Source organism: Pseudoalteromonas sp. Scap06, from assembly GCF_013394165.1.
Lineage (GTDB): Bacteria > Pseudomonadota > Gammaproteobacteria > Enterobacterales > Alteromonadaceae > Pseudoalteromonas.
Window position 1 is genome coordinate 621350 of the sequence record NZ_CP041330.1, and the last position, 19427, is coordinate 640776.

The following is a 19427-nucleotide window of genomic DNA, read 5'->3' on the forward strand; positions in this document are numbered from 1 at the left end:
GAGTTATTATGAGTACTGTTATTACTGGGTTATTCGATAATGCATCACAAGCAACATTAGCCATTTATAGATTAGAAGCTTTAGGTGTAAGTGAGGCGGATATAAGCATTGTCGCTAACGACTCGTATACAAAGGAAGACTTTGCTGTAGATGAAGGTACCAAAGCTGCAGAGGGCGGTTTGCTGGGCGCTGCATCTGGAGGCGTGTTAGCAGCAATTATTGGTGGTTTTACCGCTGTTGGTGCAGTCGCTTCGGGTGGTGCCGGCTTATTAGTTGCAGGTCCTTTAGTTTCAGCACTTGCAGCTGGTGGCGCAGGTGCTGCCGTTGGTGGGACTTTAGGTGCAGCAATCGGCGCATTTATTCCAGAACATGAAATTAAGTATTATGAAAACGCAATTGAGAAGGGTTCAATACTCGTCGGTGTTAAATATAACAGCGATAACAAAAATAGTATTGAAGAGATTCTTGATAATGCAGGTGCAAGCAAGGTTTCAAAAGCGTAATATTTTAGAATGCACTATAAGTATCTAAAAAGTAAAAAGGTGGAACTGCGTTCCATCTTTTTACGCGTTTGATTTTAAAACTATCTGAGTTTGGTATATTAATCTATATTGGTAACCAATGAATTATTTAGCCCACCTTTATTTAGCACAGCCTACGGCTGATTCCCATTTTGGCAATTTGCTGGGAGACTTTGGGGGGCAACGGCAGCTAACGCACATACCTACGAGCGTTAAAAACGCGCTTGATAATCATTATTTAGTGGATAAATTTACTGACGCACACCCTTTTGTTAAAGAAGCTAAACAGCTTTTTTCACCCAAGCGCAGGCGCTTTGCTGGCGTGGCTATAGATGTGGTGTTTGATCATTTTCTGATTGCGCATTGGCAGCAGTTTAATAACCAATCATTAATTGATTTTAAGCACACCAGTTATGGGCTTTTGGAAAAGCGTATACCTGTAATGCCTACTCGAATGCAACATGTAGTAACCAGTATGACGCAAAACGATTGGTTTAAAGAGTATGAAAGCGTTGATGGGGTTGGGCGGGCGCTTGATAATATTGCTAAACGGATTCGCTTTACTAATAATTTTGCAGGCACCGCTGAAGATATAACCCGACATTATAGTGAGCTAGATGGACTGTTTTTAGCGTTTTTTCCTGAGCTAATTGAACACGTTAATGAGTTTAATTTGGAAAGCGCACCAAAGTAGAGTGCGCTTACAAAATAAGTGGTTTAGTCGTCTGGTCCTTTTAAGGTAAATACTAAATGTTTACGCATATCTTTTAAAATTACGCCTTTTTTTAGCATGGCACCGCTTAAGCGCTTTTGCCATTTTAATAACTCAGGCTTTGCCGAAGTTAGTGCCTGTTGGTTTTCAAACTGAAAACACATTAGTAAAGAGCCCGGAAATAAATGATATTCCACATCAAACCAGCACTGCAGCATACCTGGAATTTCAGCACGGCCTTGCTCTTCTATTTTGTCAGCAACATTGAGGACGAGTGCTTGTTGTTTAACTTGCACAGCAGATAGTTTTTTCATGGGAGAAGATCCAATTTAGAGGCTAAGAATACAGCCGGAATAATACATTATACCCAAGCTTTCAGGGTGATAACAATCTTAGCCATACTTTAAATTAGATGGCTCATAGTGAAGACTGGTTGTGGTTAGTTTAGTAGTTCAATCGGTTTGAATACACTATTTATCAAGGGAAATTATGAATCATATAGTTGTTTTTTTAGTTATTATTTTTATGTTGTCAGGGTGCTCTGAAGAGCAAGTTTCTGAGCAAAAATTAAAACCTGTTTCTGCCATTGAGTTAAATAAAACTAAATCGTTTGATAGTCGTATTTTATCAGGTGTTATCCAACCTGCTAACACAGCCACTTTAACATTTGAGGTTAGCGGAAAGGTCGAAGACGTTTTTTTTGAAATTGGTGAGTCTTTTAAAGAAGGTGAGCCGTTAGCTAGGCTGGAACAAACAAAATATTTATTGGCAGTGCAAGAGGCCAAAGGACAGGCCTCTAATGCAAAGGCTACGATGCTAAATGTTAAGCAGGATTTTGAACGTAAAGCGTCACTGGTTGATGATGGTGCGGTGTCTGGCGCGCAATACGATTTAGCAAAGTCGCAATATGAGAGCGCCAAGGATAAAGTCGATATTGCTCAAGTGCGACTAGCGATGGCAAGAGAAGAGTTAAAAGATACCACGCTAATTGCGCCCTATGCTGGGACTATCTCAAAACGTAATATTGAACCTTCGCAACAAGTCAGCCCTAATATCTCGGCACTTTTAATCCAAGGTAAAGAAAGTTTTGAAGTCTCAGCGCTTGCGCCTGAAGGGCTTCTCTCCTCGTTAACTATTGATAAACCGGCAAAGGTAACTATTTCAGCTTTAGATAAATCGTTGAATGCCAAAATTAAAGAAATTGGCTCAGCTGCTCAAGGAGCGAATGCTTTTCCTATTATTTTAAAAATCTCAGCTAATGATATCGCAGGTATCAGAACGGGTATGAGTGCAGAAGTGCAATTTAAACAACAGCAGGGAGAAAGCGATGGTTTTATGGTGCCTGTAAGTGCAATCATGGCAAAAGAAAATAACCAACACTTTGTTTTTAAACTGATAACAACAGCGCAAGCTGACTCACAACCAGCTGGCTACGTTTTACAAAAAACAACAGTGGATGTAATGAAATTTTTTGCGCAAAAAGCGCAAATTAAAGGAGATTTAAAAGAGGGGGAACAAATTGTTAACGCGGGAATGGCTTTTTTACACGATGGGCAAAAAGTAACGCTTATCGAAGGCGAAATTAAGCGCCTTAATCCATAACCCGCTACGGAGATTTAAACGATGAAGATCCCTACTATTTCAGAGCTTGCTCTTGATCATAATCGCCTTATGTTAGCTATTGTTTTTGGCCTTATGTTATTTGGCGCCTTTAGTTATTATCAACTACCAAAGCAAGAAGATCCTAAAATAAAAATTCGTGAAGCTGTTGTCACAACCGCTTATCCGGGGGTGAGCGCAAAAAAAGTAGAGTTGTTGATCACTAAAACACTCGAAGAAGCTATTCGTGAAATGCCCAGTATTGCCGAAATTCGCTCAGTATCTATCCCTGGTCGTTCTATTATTCACGCTGAGCTTAAGCAAAGTGTTGAGCAAAGTGAGTTTGATCAACAATGGGATAAACTGCGCGATCAAATAAACGCAGTGCGTGATGACTTACCCAATGGGACATTGCCTTATGTAGTAAACGATGATTTTGGTGATGTTGCCGTATTAACAGTGGCACTTATTGCTGATCCTGCCTACAGTATGGGCGATCGCCAAGATGTGGCGCAACACATTGCTGATATGCTGCATCAAGTTGAGGGCACTAAAAAAATTGATATTTTGGGCATTCAACAAGAGCGTATTTTTATAGAAATTGAAAATGCTAAGCTCGCTCAACTGGGTATTGCACCTGACCAATTAATTGGTGCTTTAAAAAACCAAAATATTATACGCCCTAGTGGGGTTATTGACGCCAATGGCAAAAACTTTATTATTCAACCTTCAGGAAATTACCAAAACCTTGCCGATATTAGAAATACACTTATCAGTGTGCCTAACCAGCCTGAAACAATATTGCTGCGCGATATTGCTAAAATAAGCCGTAAAGTGGTCGATCCCCCATCAAGAACAAGTTATTACAATAATCGCCAAGCCATTATTTTTGCCATATCTAAGGATGAACAAGCGGATGTGCTTAAGTTCACTCCTAAAATAGAAGCGATGATAGCGCAAATTAATCAAACTATTCCTGCAGGCTATCAATTAAAAAATATTACGCGCCAAGCCGGTGTGGTTGAAGATGCAGTATTTGGTGTGACTTTTAGTGTTTTGCAAACCATCGTTATAGTATCAGTTGTGGTAGTGATGTTTTTAGGCTTACGCACTGGTCTGATTGTGGGCTCGATTGTGCCAGCAGCGATTTTAATCACGCTTTCAGTTATGAACTTTATGGGTATTCCATTAGAGCGTATGTCGCTAGCTACTTTAATTATTGCGCTTGGTCTTTTGGTTGATGATGGCATAATAATGGCTGAAGATTTTAAAAAGCGTATCGAAGATGGCGAAACGCGTGATGATGCTATTCGTAACACTTCAGGCACTCTTGCGATACCGTCTTTAACTTCATCATTAACAACTATTCTTGTGTTTTTACCCCTTATGTTGGCACAAAGTAGTGCCGGTGAATATACGCGCTCGATCTCCTTGGTGGTGCTAATTGCATTACTTACTTCTTGGGCGCTAAGCCTGACATTTACTACTTATTTATGTCATCGCTTCGTTAAAAAAGAAACGAGGGAAAAGCAAAATATTATTCGCCGTAAAATTAATCGTTTTTTTGATAGCCTCACCCCGCTTTACGAAAAAGCATTACGACAAATTATGCGTGCGCGTATTGCGTTTGTTGTTGTTATTTTGGGGCTATTTTTGGCAGGGGGCTGGGCTATGAGTCTAGTACCTGCAAAGTTTTTTCCAGATTCTGACCGAGCACAAATTTTAGTGTACCTTGATATGCCAGCGGGTACTTCAATGCGTAAAACTGACGCAACGGTGCAGGCTATTTCAAAAAACTTGGATGATAAAGAACACTTTCCACATATTGAAAAATATGCGGCCTATGCTGGATTTGGTGGTCCTCGGTTTGTTTTATCACTTACACCTATCGACCCCGAACCTTCAAAAGCATTTTTTATGATTGATGTAGGTGAACGAAAGTTCGCCGATCCTACATTAAAGAGAGTGCGAGAGATGTTTGCTCAAGATTTCCCTGGTGTGATGGGGCGTGTTACGAAAATGTTCTTAGGGCCATCTGATTCTTCACTAATAGAGATTCAAGTTAAAGGTCCTGATAGTGATTATATTTATTCTGTTAGCGATGAAATTAAAACTTTGTTGCGAAATGTAGATGGCACGTTTGATATTAAAAGCGATTGGGAAAACCGCATTACGACACTTAAACTTGAGGTTAATCAGCAAAATGCTCGTCGTGCCGGAATTAGCTCAAATGATGTTGCCCAAGCGTTAGAAACCTATTTTTCTGGACGCATAATATCCGAGTTTCGTGAAGGTGATGATATATTCCCTATTGTATTAAGGGCGCAAGACAGTGAGCGATACGATTTAGATCGAATCAACAGTGTTAGTATTTATTCTTCTGCTAAAGGCGTCAGTGTTCCTTTAATGCAAGTGGCTGATATTCGCTATGAGACTCAGTTTGCCCGCATTGCTCGTGAAAATTTATTTCGTACTGTAACAGTACAAGCTAAAAATCAAATTATGTCGGCGCAAAGTATGGTGCCCTTACTTGAAGAGAAGCTTGATAAAATACGAGAGAAATTACCACCTGGTTATGAAATAGAATATGACGGTGTAGTCGGAGACTCCGCGGAATCGCAAGCTGCAATTTTAGCTAATTTACCGCTGTGTATTGCCATTATGGTGTTTATTATCATTGCGCAATTTCGCTCTTATCGTGCCACTAGTATTGTATTTTTAACCGTACCCCTAATTATCATTGGTGCTGCTTTTGGTTTGTTGGTTATGCAAGCAAACTTTGGGTTTATGGTTATTTTAGGTTTATATGCGCTTGCCGGTATTATCATTAATAATGCGGTGATTCTGATAGATCGAATAAATATTGAACGTAAACAGATAGAGTGCTTAGAGCAACAAACCACAGAGCAGTCTAATCAACAAAACTTTGAGGCGGTAATCAATGCCTCTTTAAGGCGTTTACGACCTATTTTGATGTCTACTTGCACAACGATAATAGGCTTAATGCCACTTATTTTATCTAAAGATGTTTTATTTTATGGTCAAGCAAGCACGATTGCGTTTGGTCTTGCTATGGGAACAATTTTAACATTAGGGTTTGTTCCGGTTGTGTATACTTTTTTCTTTAAAATAAAGCCGGTTAAAGCAGATAAAAAATAAACTCAGCGTGAGTTAGAGCAGACCCAAGATTGAGATTTTATAATAATTTTAAGCCTATTAGGTGGCAATTTTAGCCACTAAGTAGGCCTGTTTTACTCATGCTTTATTTGTTTAGATAAAAACAAGTTCGTGACATCAGCAACTTTTACTAATGACTCTTTATCAGCATGACTCCAAGTTACCTTTGAGTCTACACTTTCACAACAAATGACACCTAACGGCTTGTTATCAAGTTTATAAGTGTAATCAAGTAAAGAATAAATATTGAGTGGCTCAAAGTAAGAGTGAGTAAACGACTCGGTTACTTCGTTATTTCTGGCGTCTGAGGCGTCGAGTACTTGGTTGGTTAAAATATAGTTGAAATAAGCAGGGGAGTTTTCTGTATTTAAAACAGCACCACTTGACACGTCATCATTTTCATCAAGACAAATTAAGCAACTTAATGCGCTGTATTCTTTATTAAATAACCACAGACTGACTCGATTGGCATTAGGAATAAGCGCTTTTAACTCTTTGCATATTTGGTTTAGCTTCCTGTTACTAGAAACATTAGGATCGCTAATTTTTACTGCTAAGTTTTTGAGGTTGAGGTTTTTAGGATTATAAACATTGAGTAAGCTGTTGAGCTTAGCTTTATCGAACGGTTTTGTTAAGTAGCCATCCATGCCAATATCTAAATAATGCTCAATGTCTTGTTTTAGGGTATTTGCTGTCATAGCGATAATTGGAACGATTTTACCTGTAGGAAGCGATCTAATAGCCTGTGTGGCTTTTATTCCATCTATTTCAGGCATTTGTATATCCATGAAAATTAAGTCTACAGGGTGTTCTTTGAAGTACTTAACGCATTCTTTACCGTTCTCTGCGATTATTAAATCAGCATTATGTACCTTGAGCATTTTAACAATAATGAGCTGATTTATTTTATTATCTTCGGCAATTAAGACAGTACAACCTTGTAAGTTTGTTAGCTCAACGCTTTGCTTTGCTATTATTGGTGACAAAACAATCTCAAAGCGTTGCTCATAGGTGAACGTAGAGCCTTTACCTATTTGGCTGGTGAAGCTAAGGTGCCCCTGCATTAGCTCACTTAAACGAACACAAATTGATAAGCCTAAACCTGTACCCCCATATTCTCTTGAGGTCGATGAGTCTGCCTGATGAAATTCTTTAAATAAATGTTCTTGAACAGTCTCATTAATGCCAAGGCCTGTATCAATAACTTCAAACTTGAGTACTTGTGTTTGCAATGTACTGCTTTTAATACTTACTTTCAGTTCGACTTGACCAGTTTTGGTGAATTTAATCGCATTTGAGCACAAGTTATTTAAAATTTGCGAAACCCGAAGAGGATCCCCTTTAAAATTATCTGCTATTTTAGAGTCTACCGATGTAATAAGCTTTATACCTTTAGTAGACGCTTGCTGTAACTGGGGCTTTATCACATCGCTAATAACGTCATTAAGATCGAAGTCGATATGTTCAATTTCTAATTTACCAGCCTCAATTTTAGAAAAGTCTAAAATGTCATTTACAATATTTGATAAGTAATGAGCTGACTTTAATATACTTTTTAAAGTGCTGTCTTTTTCCTCTGTTGTGGTTTCGGTCATACCAAATTCAGCTAAATTTAAAATCCCATGCAATGGGGTTCTCAGCTCGTGAGTCATATTTGCTAAAAATTTACTCTTAGTGTTATTGGCCGTATCTGCTTCTTCTTTTAACTTTTCTAGTTCTTTATTGTGTGCTTTTTGTTTTTCTAATGCCATAGACAGCTTTTTATTATTAAGCCTAAGCTCTAGTTGCGCAATAACCTCTTTGCCCAAAACCGTGAGCGCATTTATTTGTTTGCTCGAAAGCTTTTTTGGTTTATCACTAATAACACATAACGTACCTATAGCATTACCTCTAGGAGTGATAAGTGGTGTACCTGCGTAAAAGCGAATGTTTGGGTCGTTTGTAACCAAGGGGTTATCGTGAAAGCGAGTGTCTGTCAGTGCATTTTGAACTTCGAACACTTGGTTTTCTAAAATTGCGTGAGAACAAAATGATATATCTCGTGCTGTTTCGGCTACATCAATTCCATACTTAGACTTAAACCATTGCCTGTTGGGATCAACAAGGCTTATCAGTGAAATTGGCGTTTCGCAAATATCAGATGCAAGTTGGGTTAAGTCGTCAAAGGATTTTTCAGCTTCAGTGTCTAAAACGTCATACTCATATAGGTCTTTTAGCCGTGATAGTTCATCTTCAGGTGTTGACGCTTTTATCATTATGCAACCTTGTTTTTGATGTGATTAACACTAGATAATCGAATAAAAATAATAGCGGACTAGCTGACGTAAAATAAAAAAGTACGCGTTTAATATTTTTGCCTAAAGTGTATTTATTTACGAACTCAAATTTAGCTAAATACATTTAAATTATTATGCTCAAGTAGTTAGCTTATATGACTAGTTAAGTTTTTACCAATTGATTTTAAATTGCTCAATCAACAATCCTATTACGGCCTTTCGTTTTTGCTTCGTATAAATAGTCATCAACGTATTTTAAGCTGTTTTGTAGGCTGATAGAGCCATCATGGGTAAGCAGCCCAATACTTACCGTAAAGCTAATATTTTTATTGCGATAGAAAACTTTATGTTGATTAATCGTGTTTTTAATTCGCTCAGCGGCTTGCTTAGCTTCTGCTTTGTTTGTATTGGGCATAATAATTAAAAACTCTTCACCGCCCAGGCGAAATACAAAATCGTGCTTTCTGGTTAAAGCGCGTAATGTGTTGGTAAGCTCTTTTAAGCTTAAATCGCCAGCTTCGTGGCCATAATTATCATTTATTGCTTTAAAATGGTCTATGTCGAGCATTAATAATGAAATATAGGTGTTTTTATTTTGCGTTTTTAATAGTTCATCGCTGAGTGTTCTGTATAAAGTTCGTCTATTTAAACAGCCTGTAAGTGGGTCTATATTGGCTTGCTTTTCTAGCTCTTTATTAAGTGAAGAGAGTTCTTGAGTACGCGCCTGAATACGTTGCTCTAAACTGGTATTGAGGGCTATCAGTTTATGCTCTATGTTTATTTCTTTGGTTACGTCGTTTTGTACAGCAAAGTAATAAGCCACTTTGCCGTCTCTAAAAATGGGTGATATGGCCAGTTCATTCCAATAAGGGTCACCATTTTGCGTATAGTTTAAAATTCGGGTGGTTATAGGGATGCCTTTTTTAAGATGAATTTTAAGTTGCTCTATTGTGTTGGCGTCAGTTTTTTCACCTTGTAAAATGGAGCCAAGCTTTTTACCTTCTACTTTATTCAGTGGGTAGCCCGTAATTCTTTCAAATGAGCCATTTACCCAAATAACACGCTTGTCTTTATCGGCAATCACCATTCCTACAGTGGTTTCTTTGAGTGCAGTAACTAAAAAATCCCGCTCCAGAGCTATTTTTTCATTCCCTGATATGTCTTGGAAAATGCCATATAACTTAGTGATTTCACCGTTTAAATCTCTCGATACATTGCCGCTTGATATAACAGTGCGCTCTTGTAGATCGTCATCTACAACACGAAGCTTTATACAGCTCCATTCTTGTCCGCATGCAAGAGCTTGCTCGATCGCATCTGTTATTTTGGATTTGTCATCTTCATGATAAAAATTTATTGCAGTATCTAGTTGAGGGGAATAGTTACTCGGTGAAACACCATGAATGGTGTAAATTTCATCGGTCCAAAATAATTGGTTAGTTATACAGTCGAACTGCCAATAGCCTACCTTTAATACTTCGCCGGCATTTTCTATGATGGTTTGTAATTCGTTATTGCTAATAACAGACGACACTTGGGCAAAATGCTGATTAAAAACTAAAACTATATATTGGTGTTGGTTTTGCTGCACACTGTGTAAGCAACAATTTAGTTTAATGGAGTAATCGGTTGCTAATGTTAGTTCAATATCAAATTGGTCTAACTCATTATGTTGCGATTTTAGTGCGAGAATTTGTTGTTGTAATAGATCTTTGCTTTCAGTAGTACAACAGCCATAAAGGCTTTCAATGGTGGGTACTTTTTTAGCTGCAACATTAAGCTCTGACCACCTTTGAGAAAGATAACTAAGCTGATTATTATTATCAAATACCATTAAAAGAAAATTACACTTTTCTAGCAGCGCAATATTTATGTCTTTAATATCCATAAGCTCCCTACATATGAAAAGTATTACAACAATAAGGTTGAGTATAGACACCTTCTTTTATTTTTTCAGTCTAAGACAGTGTTAATAGTTAGCAGAATTCTTACTAAAAATGTATTTCAGGTTTGTTTTTATCACTTTCCTGATAAGGTATTGGTTGTATAACAATATTTTAACGTTATTTCGTTGTTGTTAACGCAGAACGAATTACTGGAGAGTTTAATGAGCATATTTCGATTGAGTGTTGTTACCTCGTTTTTTTTCGCAGTTAACATCGTTGCTACTAATGCACATGCGAGTACTAAAATAATTCATGCAGGAGAGTTATTGGCTATTCCCGGAGAAAAACCACAACAAAAACAAACTATAGTAATAGAAAATGGCAAAATAGTTTCGGTATCAGCGGGTTTTTTACCTATCAACCGTTTTGGTGAAAATGCTCAGTTAATCGATTTATCGACCCGCTTTGTTATGCCTGGGCTCATGGATATGCATGTGCATTTACAAGGTGAGCTTGGGCCAGATAACAAAAAAGAGCTGGTGGAAATGTCTGATGCAGATATAGCAATGCGCAGTGTGCATTTTGCTAACAAAACCCTTATGGCGGGTTTTACTACAGTGCGTGATGTGGGCAGTCAAAGTGAGCAAATGTACGCATTAAGAAATGGGGTGGCCAAAGGGTGGATAAGTGGCCCTCGAATTATTGCTGGTGCTGGCGTTACTATTACCGGCGGGCACTTAGATGTTGATGGTATGAGCCCAGACTTACTCACTATGAAAACACCGCCCACAGTGTGTGATGGCGCTATTGAATGCCGCAAAAAAACTCGCTATGCAATTAAATACGGGGCTGATTTAATTAAAGTTGCTTCTACCGGTGGCGTGCTTTCGGATACTACTACGGGCACAGGGCAGCAAATGCAAGACGATGAACTTAAAGCTGTAGTTGATACAGCGCATGGTTTAGGGCGAAAAGTAGCTAGTCATGCGCATGCCGCTCAAGGTATTAATGCAGCATTACGTGCGGGCGTTGATAGCATTGAGCACGGTAGTTACACAGATGATGAAGGCATTAAATTATTTAAAGAAACAGGGGCTTATTTAGTCCCTACTTTGCTTGCTGGGCACACCGTAGTTAGGTTAGCAAAAAACAGTGACTTTATGTCTGCGCCAATTAAAAGCAAAGCAATTAGGGTGGGGGGCGATATGCTCAACAATTTTACTAAGGCATATAAGTCCGGGGTAAACATTGCATTTGGTACCGACAGTGGCGTATCTAAGCACGGCATTAACGCACAAGAAGCGGTATTGATGTACCAAGCAGGTATGACTCCTGCTGATATCTTAAAGTCGGCAACGGTTAACGCGGCTGATTTGATTGATATGAATCATAGCTTAGGCACCATAGAGCCTGGTAAGTTTGCTGATATTATTGCCTTAGACACCAGCCCACTTAGCGATATTAGCGCTTTATTGGATGTTGATTTTGTTATGAAAGAAGGCACGGTTTTTAAACAACAATAAATCATTCTATTTATTTTATTAATAATGACGTAATAGCCCTGGTAAGTCGTATAAAAAAATTTGTAAACGACTGCCAGCGTTTTTAGTTATATCGCTTTTAAGGTTAAAAAAGGAAGTATTTTATTTTGAAATGCTTAGTAGTTTTATTTTTAGTTGTATGGCCTTTTTTGGTTAATGCCACCGCGCTGCAAGTTAACTTTCCTGATGTAGATAATAATGTTGCATACGCAAGTGTTGCTTCGCTTGGATTTAACTCAGCTGATGAAAAAGTAGCCTACGGCAGTGATGAGTCACAGTACGCATTACTCTGGCGCGCAAAAAAAATACAGCCGCAAAACCCGTTAGTTATTTTACTTCATGGTGGTTGTTGGCTAAGTGCATACGATATTAAACATACCTACGCGTTAAGTACTGGGCTTGCACAAGCTGGTTTTAACGTATGGTCTTTAGAGTATAGAAGAAGCGGCGCAAGCGGTGGTGGCTGGCCTGCAACGTTTAATGATGTAAAAGCCGGAATTTTAGCGGTAAGTAAATATAACAATGGCGAGTTTAATTTAGCTGACTCGGTTGTGGTAGGACACTCAGCTGGTGGGCATTTAGCTCTGCTTGCTGGTGGTGAAATTGATCAGCTTAAAGGGGTTATTGCCTTAGCCCCTATTACTGATATAAAAGCGTATGCACGCGGTGATAATAGTTGTCAAAAAGTGACAAAGGATTTTATGCAAGGCATGCCAACTGATAAACCTAAGGCATACACGCAAGCTAACCCGAGTGATCAGCCACTTCATCCGCAAAGCATTATATTACAAGGTGACCAAGATGCCATCGTGCCTGCTTTTAATTTAGAACAGCTTAAACGTCCAGTTGTCATGTTAGAAGGCGTGGGGCATTTTGATTGGATCCATCCGGGATCAGCTGCATTTAATACACTAATACAAAATTTGAATGAGATGTAACAATGAATTTTAATGAGATTATAGCGCTTGATAAAGCGGATACGCTGGCTCACAAACGTAACGAATTTGATTTACCCGCAGACACTATTTATCTCGATGGTAATTCGTTAGGTGCTCTGCCTAAAGCAGTAAAACCGCGCGTAGCAGAGGTGGTAAGCCAGCAATGGGGTAGTCACCTAATTAGAAGTTGGAATGATCACCAATGGATTGATTTACCTACTCAGGTAGGGGAGAAAATAGCGCCTATTATTGGCGCCGACAAAGGCCAAGTTATTTGTTGTGATTCTATTTCGGTTAATTTATTTAAACTATTAAGTAGTGCGCTATCGTTAAACTCTGAGCGTAACGTGGTGTTATCTACCGAGGATAACTTTCCTACTGACTTATACATGGTACAAGGGTTAAGTGAATTATTAGGCCCCGACTTATGTCAGCTAAAACTCGTCGCAGAGCAAGATATTGAACAAAGCCTAAATGATACAGTGGCAGTATTACTGTTAACACAGGTGAATTTTAGAACCGGTAAATTGTTAGATATGCAAAAAATCACCCAGCTAGCTCATGAAAAAGGCATTTTGGTGATATGGGATTTAGCTCATAGTGCAGGTGCTATACCGGTTGAACTTGATGACTGTAATGCTGATTTTGCTGTTGGTTGTGGCTATAAATACTTAAATGGCGGTCCTGGTTCGCCTGCGTTTTTATATGTAGCAAAACGCCACCAAGCTGCTGTAAAACACCCCTTATCAGGCTGGATGGGTCATGCAAAACCATTTGCTTTTGATGCAAAATATCAACGTGCTAACAATATAAATCAGTATTTATGTGGTACACCCAGTGTAATTGCTATGAGTGCTTTAGATGCTGCGCTTGATGTATGGCAAGATGTAGATATTTCACAAATAAGAGAAAAGTCGATTGCACTTGCTGACGTATTTATTAAATTAGTAAAAACACATTCATGCTTAAGTGATTTGCGCTTATGTTCCACTGAAAATTCGAGCCAAAGAGGTAGCCAACTAGCATTTTCACATACCGACGCATTTGCTATATGCCAAGCGTTAATTGAAAAAGGGGTTATTGCTGATTTTCGTGCACCTAATATTCTACGCTTTGGTTTTACGCCACTTTATACTTCGTTTGAAGAGATTTGGCAGGCAGTGGCTATTTTAGCTGAGGTGGTTAAAACCCAGCTATATACCCAGCCACGTTTTAATTTAGCGGGTAAAGTGACGTAATTTTATAATTGTATATAACTAACAATGGCTCATTGAGTTTCTCAAGTTAAAAAGTGCGTTGCGCTAGCAGGATAACTGGCAGCGCATTTATTCTATTGTTGCTCTTTTTTTAGATTAAAGTAATTGAGTTGCACTCTCATCTCGGTTGCTTGTTCTGCCATTTGTCGTGCTGCTGCCATTGTTTCTTCTGTAATAGCTGAGTTTGCCTGAGTTAGCCCCGTTAAACGTTGTACAACAAGATTGACCTCTTTAATTGCTTGCTCCTGTGCGGAGGTAGAATGCGCTATATGTATTATATTTTTACTAACATCGCTAACAGCTTGCATTATGTGTTTTAGTTTTTTTCCTGAGGTGTCTGCTAATTCAGTCCCAAGCGCTACTTTTTGATTACTATTTACAATAATACTTTTTATCTGCTTCGCAGATTTAGCACTACGTCCAGCTAAATCACCCACTTCATTAGCGACTACAGCAAAGCCCCTTCCGTGGTCGCCAGCCCTAGCAGCTTCTACGGCGGCATTAAGTGATAGTAAGTTTGTTTGAAAAGCCAGGTTGTCAATAACCGTAAGTATTTCGTTTATGTCTTTACTGGCTTCATTCACTTCATCAATCGCGCTAACAGTCTGTATTGATAATTGATTTCCTTCTTCTGCAATTTCCTCAGCATTGCTTGCTAATGCCACGGCACTTTTTGATTGTTCAGATACTTTAGTTAGCTCATCTAGCATTTGCTCAGTACTTGAGCTTGCCTCTTCAAGGTTGGCAGCTTGCTCTTCTGTGCGTTTACTTATTTCAGTATTGCTTGAAGCTATTTCGCCTGCATTTTGCATAACCTGGCTCGCTGACACTTGAATCTCTTGAATGACATTGGTTAATTTATCGATAGTCGCGTTTGTGTCGCTTTTCAGGGTATTGAATACGCCTTGATATTGCCCTTCTATATTTTTGGTAAGGTCACCTTTAGCTAAGTTTGATAAAACGCTACTTACTTCATTTATAGCCAGTGAAACTAATGAGGTAGACTCATTAACATTATTTTTTAAATCTTCTAATTGGCCCTGTAGTGGCTGTTTTAATTGATGAGAAAAATCGCCGTTTGCCATTGCAGCCATTACTTGATTGAGATCATTTATGACGTGTTCTAGATTAGTAACTGATTGGTTTATATCTATTTTTAAACTGTTTAGTTGGCCAGTCATGGTTGATGAAATAGTATGATCAAAACGCCCCTGACTAATTGCTAGCATGACTGATGAAATTTCAGTTAAAGCATTATCAATAGCCGTGATTGATGTATTAATATTACTTTTCAACTGCTCCAATTGACCGCTGGCTTCACCTTTTATCATTTTTTTAAAGTCACCCTTACTAACAAAGGTCATGACTTCACCTATTTCATTCATTACATTATTTAAATTAGCCATGCTGGAATTAATATCTTGTTTTAAGGTATTAAGTTGTCCAGCTAATGGGGCGTCTAATTGCGCTGAAAACTGGCCTTGTCGTAATGCACTCATAACGTCACTAATACCATCTATGGCAATGCTTAAGCTATTTACTGAGTTATTCACGCTGTCTTTTAGCTGGGCAAGCTTTCCTTTAGCAGGGTAAGTAATTTGCTCTTTAAAGTTACCTTGCTCTACGTTAGCCATAATATCTACGATACTATTCATTGTGTTATTTATTGAGGAAAGCGATTGGTTAATATTACTTTTTAAGGTGCCTAACTCGCCTGACATTGAGGCATTAATTTGAATATCAAATTGACCATCAGCCATAGCAATCGCAATGTTATTTAACTCGTTTATTGCACCGTTTAGTGAACTCGCACAATCGTTGGTTGCTTGTTTTAACGTATCTAACTCTCCTCGACATGGTGCTTCAATACGTTGATCAAATTTACCCGCAGCCATATGATTCATAACACGATTTGTTTCACTAATAGATAACTGCAGAGCATCAAGAAGAGTGTTAAATGCTTGAGTACTTACGCCTATCTCATCGCTTGAATAGACAGTTGCTCGTAATGAAAAGTCACCTTGTTGTTCAACTTTTTTCATCGTATCAGCCAGGGCATGTATTGGTTTTGTTAATGTTCTCGCAAACCAATATGCGGCAATAGTAACAATGAAAATAGTGATTAAAAGTATAATAATGAGTTGTTGAGAAAGTGTGGTTATCGACTCAAAAGCTTCTTGTTCGTCCATTTCTGCTATGAGGGCCCAGCGAATATTAAATACATTTACTGGTGCAAATGCAGACAGCACCATCTCATTGTTATAATCACTTATCACATGCTGCCCTTTCTCATTTTTTAATGCTTTGATTACAGATAAGGTATTCACTGTGCCTTTATTTGGATTTCTAAATGAGCTTTCTACAGAGTGATTTATCGGATCAATGTAAGAGTCAGAGCGCATTAACCCTTCAGGACCAACAAGGTAGGTTTCTCCGCTTTCACCCAATCCGTCACGCTCTTTCATGATTGAATTGATATCTTCAATCGATAATTGGGCGGCTAAAATAGCAATCGTTTTACCATCAACAACAATAGGCTTACCTATAAAGCTCGCAGGGGCATTATATGAAGGGGAGTACTGTTTATAATCTGCAAATGCAATTGTTTGTGGGTTGCTGCTATCTTTTAATTGTTGAAATAAACTCGCTAAATTACTTTTAGCATAGGGCCCTGTTTGTAGCGATGTGGCAAAGTCGACTTCTTTATAAACGGAGTAAACAATATTGCCATTTGTTGGGTCGATAATGAAAATATCGTAGAACTCATTTATATTGGTCATATCTCGTAAATAAGGGTGATATTGGCGGTGCACTTGCTCGTAAGAGTCTGATTGCTCGGTTGCAGTTAGTTTTTGTTTTTCACCAATTGGATTTGGGTTATTAGCCAAATAACGAGACTGCAGCTCAATACTTTTTGGATTCATTTGCTCTAACGGGGATGATGAAACTGTATCTGTCGGGTTTAGCTGTTTAAATTTTGGAGTAAAAGACTCTTTATAAAAGCGATTTAAAGACTCTGATGAGTTTGAAGGGGAAATATCATTAAATCCTTCTATAAACTTTGTCGCCATATTGGCCATTTCTGGATTTGCTTGTAGCACATTAAGCTTTTTTTCAATATTGATAAAATAGCGTTTAACAGCGCTTTGTTTTACTTCACTCACAGCGTCTAATCGTGAATAAACCTGTTCTGTCATCGAGTTTGAGGCTGTATTAATTGCAACAACAATAATTATTGTTATTGGTACTAGGGAAACAACTAAAAAGGCGGAGATAAGTTTTTTTGTTAAATTTAATGAGTTAATAAATTGATTAATCGTGTTCATTACTATGTCCCTGTAATAAGGATTTACCTCAAATGAGCATAGAACACAATTTGTGAAGATCTAGTTAATAATTAAAGTAATGAGTTTTTATTATAAAATAGCCAAAGCGGATTCAGAGCACTTTTAATTTTAATGCAACTACAGCATGCTCTTTTAGCGGTTTAGTTTAATAAAACGTAGGAGCATTTAAGCGCTCCTACATTTGTTATTTAATCGATATGTTAACGTTGAAAAAGCAAGCTATGTTAGAGCGCTAGTAAACTGTGCTCTAACATAGTTTGAATTTGTTTTACTATTTTAGCTTCGGTTTCGGGTTCAAACTGAGCAATTCGCGGGGTGTGAATATGCCCTGTCGGGATATCTGAGTTTAGCTGGTTACGAAGGCGAATACTTCGATACGAAATTTCGTTAGATAAATAACCACCGCCACCGCCGCGCACTGCAGTTGACTCTTTTAATTCGTCAAAACTGTTAGGCTCAAAGTCTTTTTTGAGGGTAATAACATGGCGGTTATCATTAATCGCAAAAGAGCCTTTTGCCTTTAGCATAGCGCTAACAGGTAAGCTAAACTCTACAAACTCAGTTCCGGGTAATGGGCGGTCGTGTAAGCTTGGAATGAGCGGCGCTGTTTTGGTACCGCCATATACTATATTGGCGTTGTCGGGGGCTGTTACACTGCGGCGCTTACCTGGAAAGCGCTCAAGATCAAAATCCTTACTACCCATACTAACGGTAACCACCATATCCACATTATTAAGTGCGTAATAAGGGGCAAGTAAGGACTCTATGATGCCCTGATCAAAGTCTTCATATCGCACAGGCACCATTACAGTGTTTATTTCAGCACTAATCCCTTTATAGTTTATTACTTGGCCATCAAGAAGCAACGCAGCTACGCCCGATGGGTTACTTTGGTTTATATTTCTATCAAGTAAAAATGGGTCAAACCCAGTTAGTAGTATCTTTTTAGTGGTGTTTTGTGAGTAGCTTAGGTCTGTGCGACCTCGGCTTCCGTTTTCTAGTAACGTTAATAACACTGTTTGCTGCGCGGTGCTCAGCGAAAATGCAGGTTTTGTGGTACGAATTATTTTACTTGATTGTAAGCGAGCCCAATAAAGTGCGCGATCATCTAAGTTTTGCGTTGTAGTGATGCGTTTTTTTGCACTAAACCATAATCGTTTTGAGTAGTCATTAACGGCATCTACGGCTTGTGCATAGCTTGAGAGTGACTTGAACTGCTGCTCAAATTGATTAACTTCGCTGGCAAAAGCGCTTAGTACGGCTGGCATCGCTTGGCTGGCTTTTTCAATTCGCAATTCTTCTGGGGTTAGCGGTGTGTTTAAATTGGCTAAAGTACTAAAAGAAGAAAATATTAAACTTGTGGCAATCAGTGTTTTTATCATGATGTTCCTATACTAAGTCGTATTTGTTGCCTACTATCCTATGCCTAATAAGTGGGTGCAAATAAAATCGTTGGTTGGTTTTATGTTGAAAGCAGTATAAAACAGGCGCTAAATCAAAAACTACGGGTATTTTATTAAAAAAGAGTCTTAACTCTGTGATGGGTTTAGCTACAATGGGGCTGTGTATTTTTTAGTTTTTTACTTTTAGGCAGCTATGCAACTTATTCAAATAGATAAAGCACGTTATCGTAAACATTTAAATCGCGTTATTGTCGGCTGTGCAGCAGGTTTAGCTGTGGGCAGTTTAGCAATTTCACAAACCTTAATTGCATTATTTCCCGATGAAAGTGGTAGTCATTTTCATTGGAACTTATTAGGCGTAATTGTTACGAGTATTGGCATTGGCTGGTTGTTAAATAAATACCGAACACATCCTTTTATGACCGAGGTGGTGTATGTGTGGGAGCTTAAAAAAGCGCTTAATAAAATCACTCGTAAAATGGCTAAGCTAAAAGCGGCGGGACGAGAAGGTAACCCCGATGCATTATTGGCGATTCAATATAGTTATGCGGGCTCACGATTATTATGGCAGCTTGACGATAACACCATCACTATGGATGATTTAGCGATTAAACAAGCCGAGTTAGATAGCGTTGCGGCCAAGTTCAACTTAACCTTAAATGCTGATGACTACAATGATGCAATTTTAAAGCAGTTTTAAGTTATAGGGATTGCAAAAATCATAACCCTCTAAGGCCTTCTGCTTTTTTCTTACGTATGAAAAACACGTAT

The 19427-nt window shown here is 38.5% G+C and carries 13 protein-coding genes; 8 read left to right on the top strand and 5 right to left on the bottom strand.

The features are described from left to right. The first annotated feature begins 8 nt into the window (after positions 1-8). Complete coding sequence (locus FLM47_RS02860) at positions 9-503, top strand: general stress protein (RefSeq protein WP_138608466.1); 495 nt, start codon at positions 9-11, stop codon at positions 501-503. A gap of 118 nt (positions 504-621) precedes the next feature. Beyond that, positions 622-1215 carry an ACP phosphodiesterase gene (locus FLM47_RS02865; RefSeq protein WP_178955048.1) on the top strand — a complete coding sequence of 198 codons (594 nt, stop codon included), beginning with the start codon at positions 622-624 and terminating at the stop codon, positions 1213-1215. A gap of 23 nt (positions 1216-1238) precedes the next feature. On the opposite strand, the gene FLM47_RS02870 is transcribed toward FLM47_RS02865, so the two are convergent. After that, a complete protein-coding gene (locus FLM47_RS02870) occupies positions 1239-1547 on the bottom strand; it encodes a hypothetical protein (protein WP_178955050.1) in 309 nt (102 codons plus the stop codon). Positions 1548-1722: 175 nt separating this feature from the next. On the opposite strand from FLM47_RS02870, the gene FLM47_RS02875 reads away from it, so the two are divergent. Then, entirely contained in the window at positions 1723-2835 is a 1113-nt protein-coding gene (locus FLM47_RS02875; protein ID WP_178955052.1) for an efflux RND transporter periplasmic adaptor subunit, read from the top strand. Between the two features lie 21 nt (positions 2836-2856). Beyond that, positions 2857-5991, top strand: a complete 3135-nt coding sequence (locus tag FLM47_RS02880) for an efflux RND transporter permease subunit (protein ID WP_178955053.1) — start codon at positions 2857-2859, stop codon at positions 5989-5991. Between the two features lie 92 nt (positions 5992-6083). Here the strand turns inward: FLM47_RS02880 and FLM47_RS02885 are convergent, their stop codons facing one another. Then, the gene (locus tag FLM47_RS02885; RefSeq protein WP_178955055.1) at positions 6084-8264 is read right to left on the bottom strand and encodes a response regulator; all 2181 of its coding nucleotides are present in this window, start codon (positions 8262-8264) and stop codon (positions 6084-6086) included. A gap of 214 nt (positions 8265-8478) precedes the next feature. Continuing rightward, positions 8479-10173 carry a sensor domain-containing diguanylate cyclase gene (locus tag FLM47_RS02890; RefSeq protein WP_178955065.1) on the bottom strand — a complete coding sequence of 565 codons (1695 nt, stop codon included), beginning with the start codon at positions 10171-10173 and terminating at the stop codon, positions 8479-8481. A gap of 219 nt (positions 10174-10392) precedes the next feature. On the opposite strand from FLM47_RS02890, the gene FLM47_RS02895 reads away from it, so the two are divergent. The 3 genes from FLM47_RS02895 to kynU all read left to right on the top strand — a co-directional run bounded on the left by FLM47_RS02895 (position 10393) and on the right by kynU (position 13888). Next, positions 10393-11694, top strand: a complete 1302-nt coding sequence (locus tag FLM47_RS02895; protein ID WP_178955067.1) for an amidohydrolase family protein — start codon at positions 10393-10395, stop codon at positions 11692-11694. A 125-nt stretch (positions 11695-11819) separates the two neighbouring features. Then, the gene (locus FLM47_RS02900) at positions 11820-12650 is read left to right on the top strand and encodes an alpha/beta hydrolase family protein (RefSeq protein ID WP_372239235.1); all 831 of its coding nucleotides are present in this window, start codon (positions 11820-11822) and stop codon (positions 12648-12650) included. 2 nt (positions 12651-12652) lie between these two features. Beyond that, positions 12653-13888 (top strand): kynureninase, encoded by a 1236-nt coding sequence (gene kynU / locus FLM47_RS02905; protein WP_178955069.1) that lies wholly within the window; start codon positions 12653-12655, stop codon positions 13886-13888. A gap of 92 nt (positions 13889-13980) precedes the next feature. Here the strand turns inward: kynU and FLM47_RS02910 are convergent, their stop codons facing one another. Both FLM47_RS02910 and FLM47_RS02915 read right to left on the bottom strand, forming a co-directional pair. Further along, the gene (locus FLM47_RS02910; RefSeq protein ID WP_178955071.1) at positions 13981-17232 is read right to left on the bottom strand and encodes a methyl-accepting chemotaxis protein; all 3252 of its coding nucleotides are present in this window, start codon (positions 17230-17232) and stop codon (positions 13981-13983) included. A gap of 245 nt (positions 17233-17477) precedes the next feature. Next, positions 17478-18635, bottom strand: coding sequence for a hypothetical protein (locus FLM47_RS02915; protein WP_178955073.1), 1158 nt, complete (start codon positions 18633-18635; stop codon positions 17478-17480). A 214-nt stretch (positions 18636-18849) separates the two neighbouring features. Here FLM47_RS02915 and FLM47_RS02920 point away from each other — a divergent pair, with 214 nt between their 5' ends. After that, a complete protein-coding gene (locus tag FLM47_RS02920; RefSeq protein ID WP_178955075.1) occupies positions 18850-19356 on the top strand; it encodes a DUF3087 domain-containing protein in 507 nt (168 codons plus the stop codon). The last annotated feature ends 71 nt before the right edge of the window (positions 19357-19427 follow it).

What these genes read in the sequence shown, in the direction of transcription:
- FLM47_RS02915 (WP_178955073.1), bottom strand. Translation starts at nt 18,635, where the DNA reads ATGATAAAAACACTGATTGCCACAAGTTTAATATTTTCTTCTTTTAGT.
- kynU (WP_178955069.1), top strand. Translation starts at nt 12,653, where the DNA reads ATGAATTTTAATGAGATTATAGCGCTTGATAAAGCGGATACGCTGGCT.
- FLM47_RS02910 (WP_178955071.1), bottom strand. Translation starts at nt 17,232, where the DNA reads ATGAACACGATTAATCAATTTATTAACTCATTAAATTTAACAAAAAAA.
- FLM47_RS02860 (WP_138608466.1), top strand. Translation starts at nt 9, where the DNA reads ATGAGTACTGTTATTACTGGGTTATTCGATAATGCATCACAAGCAACA.
- FLM47_RS02865 (WP_178955048.1), top strand. Translation starts at nt 622, where the DNA reads ATGAATTATTTAGCCCACCTTTATTTAGCACAGCCTACGGCTGATTCC.
- FLM47_RS02870 (WP_178955050.1), bottom strand. Translation starts at nt 1,547, where the DNA reads ATGAAAAAACTATCTGCTGTGCAAGTTAAACAACAAGCACTCGTCCTC.
- FLM47_RS02920 (WP_178955075.1), top strand. Translation starts at nt 18,850, where the DNA reads ATGCAACTTATTCAAATAGATAAAGCACGTTATCGTAAACATTTAAAT.
- FLM47_RS02875 (WP_178955052.1), top strand. Translation starts at nt 1,723, where the DNA reads ATGAATCATATAGTTGTTTTTTTAGTTATTATTTTTATGTTGTCAGGG.
- FLM47_RS02895 (WP_178955067.1), top strand. Translation starts at nt 10,393, where the DNA reads ATGAGCATATTTCGATTGAGTGTTGTTACCTCGTTTTTTTTCGCAGTT.
- FLM47_RS02890 (WP_178955065.1), bottom strand. Translation starts at nt 10,173, where the DNA reads ATGGATATTAAAGACATAAATATTGCGCTGCTAGAAAAGTGTAATTTT.
- FLM47_RS02885 (WP_178955055.1), bottom strand. Translation starts at nt 8,264, where the DNA reads ATGATAAAAGCGTCAACACCTGAAGATGAACTATCACGGCTAAAAGAC.
- FLM47_RS02880 (WP_178955053.1), top strand. Translation starts at nt 2,857, where the DNA reads ATGAAGATCCCTACTATTTCAGAGCTTGCTCTTGATCATAATCGCCTT.